The sequence below is a fragment of the Brevundimonas sp. genome, assembly GCF_031082345.1.
Lineage (GTDB): Bacteria > Pseudomonadota > Alphaproteobacteria > Caulobacterales > Caulobacteraceae > Brevundimonas.
This window is the reverse complement of sequence record NZ_JAVHLH010000249.1, coordinates 1-4,191: the sequence shown is the minus strand read 5'-3', so window position 1 is coordinate 4,191 and position 4,191 is coordinate 1. Positions and strand designations below refer to the sequence as shown.

General features: G+C 68.5%; 4 protein-coding genes and 2 pseudogenes. All 6 read left to right on the top strand.

What is annotated here, in order from left to right; all coding sequences use genetic code 11:
- Positions 1-110: 110 nt before the first annotated feature.
- Positions 111-572, top strand: a pseudogene (gene rplO / locus RDU12_RS13335) (50S ribosomal protein L15); the annotation flags it as partial.
- A gap of 232 nt (positions 573-804) precedes the next feature.
- Positions 805-2,193: a preprotein translocase subunit SecY gene (secY, locus tag RDU12_RS13330; protein ID WP_300289432.1), complete on the top strand. Its 1,389-nt coding sequence runs from the start codon at positions 805-807 to the stop codon at positions 2,191-2,193.
- A 23-nt stretch (positions 2,194-2,216) separates the two neighbouring features.
- Positions 2,217-2,780, top strand: coding sequence for an adenylate kinase (locus tag RDU12_RS13325; RefSeq protein WP_300289431.1), 564 nt, complete (start codon positions 2,217-2,219; stop codon positions 2,778-2,780).
- Between the two features lie 59 nt (positions 2,781-2,839).
- Positions 2,840-3,574 (top strand): energy transducer TonB, encoded by a 735-nt coding sequence (locus RDU12_RS13320; RefSeq protein ID WP_308685094.1) that lies wholly within the window; start codon positions 2,840-2,842, stop codon positions 3,572-3,574.
- A gap of 128 nt (positions 3,575-3,702) precedes the next feature.
- On the top strand, positions 3,703-4,071 hold the full coding sequence (rpsM, locus tag RDU12_RS13315) for a 30S ribosomal protein S13 (RefSeq protein WP_300292376.1): 369 nt from the start codon (positions 3,703-3,705) through the stop codon (positions 4,069-4,071).
- A 15-nt stretch (positions 4,072-4,086) separates the two neighbouring features.
- Positions 4,087-4,191: pseudogene (locus RDU12_RS13310) on the top strand (30S ribosomal protein S11); the annotation flags it as partial.

Genomic DNA, 4,191 nt, shown 5'->3' with positions numbered 1-4,191 from the left:
GTCCCCACCCGGCCGCTGACGCGGCCACCCTCCCCGAACGGGGAGGCAGATCGAAAACCGAGCCGAGTCCGCTCCCTGAGCGGGCGCTAGCACCCGAAAGGATCAGGCACATGAAACTGAACGAAATCCGCGACAACGAAGGCGCCCACAAGAAGCGCATGCGCGTCGGCCGGGGCCCGGGCTCGGGCAAGGGCAAGACCGCCGGCCGCGGCGTCAAGGGTCAGAAGTCGCGTTCGGGCGTCGCCATCGGCGGCTTCGAAGGCGGCCAGATGCCGCTGTACATGCGGATGCCCAAGCGCGGCTTCAACAATCCGAACGCGCTGAAGCTGGCCGAGGTCAACCTGTGGCGCCTGCAGGAGGCGATCGACGCCAAGAAGCTGGACGCCAAGGCCGAGATCAACGGCGAGGCGCTGGTCGCCGCCGGCGTGATCCGCCGCGTCAAGGACGGCGTCCGCCTGCTTGGCACCGGCGAGATCAAGGGCAAGCTGAACCTGGTCGTCTGGTCGGCCACGGCCGGCGCGCTGAAGGCCATCGAGGCCGCGGGCGGTACGGTCGAGCAGCAGCGGATCGCCGCTGAAGCCAAGGCTGCGGCGCGCGTCGAGAAGCGCAACGCCGCCAAGGGCAAGGCTCCGGCTCCCAAGGCGCCGCTGGGCGACGCCAACAAGGTCTCGGCCCGCGCCAAGCGCTCGGCCGCCAAATAAAGCTTGAGGGGCACTCTCGCTAAGAGAGCGCCCTTCGCCTATCTGGACGCAAGCGCCGGATTCCTGTCCGACGCGCCGTTCTGATCAGTCGGGGTGACGACATATGGCTTCGGCCGCCGAACAACTCGCAGCAAACATGAACATGGGCTCGTTCGCCAAGGCGACCGAGCTGCACAAGCGTTTGCTGTTCACGCTGATGGCCCTGCTGGTCTACCGCGTCGGCACCTATGTGCCGGTCCCGGGGATCAACTCCGAGGCCTTCCTCGCCTTCTTCCAGAACCCGGACAGCCAGCGCGGCATCCTGGACATGGTCAACATGTTCTCCGGCGGCGCGGTCGAGCGGTTCGCGGTCTTCGCCCTGAACGTGATGCCGTACATCTCGGCCTCGATCATCGTCCAGCTGATGGGCGCGGTGTATCCGCCGTGGGAGAAGCTGCGCAAGGAAGGCGGGGAGAGCGGCCGCAAGCAGCTGAACCAGTACACCCGCTACCTGACGGTCGTGCTGGCGCTGTTCCAGTCGACCGGCATCGCCATCGGCCTGAACGCCCAGCAGGGCTTCGTCGACAACCCGGGCATCTTCTTCATCGTCTCGACCGTGACGGTCCTGACCGGCGGCACCATGTTCCTGATGTGGCTTGGTGAGCAGGTCACGGCGCGCGGCATCGGCAACGGCATCTCGCTGATCATCATGGCCGGCATCGTCGCCGTCCTGCCCGGCACCATCGCGCGGATGTTCGGCATGGCCCAGCAAGGCCTGATGTCGCCCTTCACCCTGCTGCTGATCGCCGGCCTCGCCGTGGGCGTCGTGGTGTTCATCGTCTTCATGGAACGCGCCCAGCGCCGGCTGCTGATCCAGTATCCGAAACGCCAGGAAGGCAATCGCATGGCCGGCGGCGAACGCTCGTTCCTGCCGCTGAAGGTCAACACCGCCGGCGTCATCCCGCCGATCTTCGCCTCGTCCCTGCTGATGCTGCCGACCACGGTGGCCCAGATGACCGCGACCGCCAACCTGCCGACCTGGCTGGACTGGCTGCCGATGTTCACCGCCCAGATGCAGCACGGCCAGCCCATCTTCATGGTGCTGTACGGCGCCCTGATCATCTTCTTCTGCTTCTTCTACACCTCGATCACCTTCAATCCCGAGGACACGGCCGAGAACCTGCGCAAATACGGCGGCTTCCTGCCGGGCATCCGTCCGGGCAAGCGCACGGCCGAGTATCTGGACTATGTGCTGACCCGCCTGACCACCATCGGCGCCCTCTACATCACCGCTGTCTGCCTGTTGCCCGAGTTCGTCGGGGCCCAGCTGGGCGGCGGACTGATCTTCGGCGGCACCTCGATCCTGATCGTCGTCTCCGTGACCATGGACACGGTGGCCCAGATCCAGTCCCAGCTGCTGGCGCATCAGTACGAAGGCCTGATCAAGAAGGCCAAGCTGCGCGGCCGTGGCCAGGGTCGCGGCAAGGGCGTGACCGCGCCCGCGCGGCGCTGAAGCCGGGCCGGGGAGGGGCGGCGATGAATCTGATCCTGTTCGGTCCTCCGGCGGCGGGCAAGGGCACCCAGGCCAAGCGGCTGGTCGAGACGCGGGGCATGGTCCAGCTGTCGACCGGCGACATGCTGCGCGCCGCCATCGCCTCCGGCTCCGACCTGGGCCGCGAATGCCAGGCCATCATGTCGCGCGGCGACCTGGTGTCGGACGCCATCGTCATCGCCCTGATAGAAGAGCGTCTGCCCGAGGCCGCGGAAGCCGGCGGCGCCATCTTCGACGGCTTTCCCCGCACCGTGGCCCAGGCCGAGGCCCTCGACGCCATGCTGACCCGCAAGGGCGCCCGGATCGACCATGTCATCCGCCTCAAGGTCGACGACACCGCCCTGCTGGAGCGCGTGGCCCGTCGCTACGCCGAACAGGGCCGTCCCGACGACAATCCGGAAAGCTTCAAGGTCCGCCTGGTGGCCTACAACCGGAACACCGCGCCCCTGCTGCCCTACTATGCCGACAAGGGGCTGCTGACCGAGATCGACGGCATGGGCTCGGTCGAGGCCGTCGCGGCCGCCATAGACGCCGCGCTCGACTCCTGAACCCAATCTGAGCGCTTTCGGCTCCGGCGCGTTCATGCCCCATGTGGCATAGTCGGTTCGTGAACATCCGCTCGCTCTTCACCCGGGACCGGCTGCGCAAGCTCGGCGCCTTCGTGGTCGTAGTGGCGGCCCATATCGGCGTCTTCGCCGTGGTCGCCCGGACCCAGCCGTCACCGCTCGAGCCCCTTCCGACGGTGATCGAGGTGGAGCTGTTCCGGCCCCTGCCGCCGCCCCCGCCTCCGCCCCCGCCTGTGGAAGCCTCGGACGACCCTGGCGGCGGCGCGCCCGCCGCGCCATCCCGCATCCATGTGCCGCCGCCGCCTCGCGTGCCCGTGCCGCCGGAGGTCCCGGCCCCGCGTGAGCAGGCGCCGGAACCCGAACTGGTCGTCGGCGTGGCCCCGATCTCCTCCGCCACGCCCGGCATGGGCCAAGGCGGGGAGGGGACGGGGAGCGGAACGGGCATCGGGGCCGGCGACGGCCCCGGACGCGGCGTCCGCACAGGACCGCGGAACCTGCGCCAGCCGGCGCCGCTGGCGCTGCGCCGGTATCATCCGCCCGAGGCGCTGCGCCGGGGCGTATCCGGCACGGCCGTGGTCAGCTGCCGGATCCGCGAAGACACCGTGCTGGATCAGTGCCGGGTGCTGAGCGAGACGCCGCCGGGGCAGGGCTTCGGCGCGGCGGGAATCGCCGCGGCGGTCGCCGAGTACCGCTTCCGTCCGGGCATGATTGACGGTCGCCCGGACTATGACCTGCGCGCGGTGATCACGGTCCGCTTCGGGCGCAACGCCCCCTGAAGCGCCGTCCAGCCGTTGACGGCGCGTGAATCCCCTGTATAAGGCGCGCTTCCGCGAAGGGCGTCGGCGCTCCTGGTCTGTTGACCGGAGCGTTTGTTGCGTCCGCACACGCGTATCTGGAGAGCTTCGTGGCCCGTATCGCTGGCGTCAACATCCCGACCAACAAGCGCGTCGAAATCGCGCTTCAGTACATCCATGGCATCGGCGCGCATGCGGCGAAGGACATCACGGCCAAGGTCGGGATCGAGCCGTCGCGCCGCGTCAACCAGCTGACCGACGCCGAAGTGCTGCAGATCCGCGAGGCCATCGACCGCGATCACACCGTCGAGGGCGACCTGCGCCGCGAGACGTCGATGAACATCAAGCGTCTGATGGACCTGGCCTGCTACCGCGGCCTGCGTCACCGCAAGGGCCTGCCGGTCCGCGGCCAGCGCACGCACACCAACGCCCGGACCCGCAAGGGCCCCGCCAAGCCGATCGCCGGCAAGAAGAAGTAAGAGAGAGCCGAACCGATGGCCAAGGAACCGGGTCGCGTAAAGAAGCGCGAGCGCAAGAACATCACCTCGGGCGTCGCCCACGTGAACGCGTCCTTCAACAACACCATGGTGACCATCACC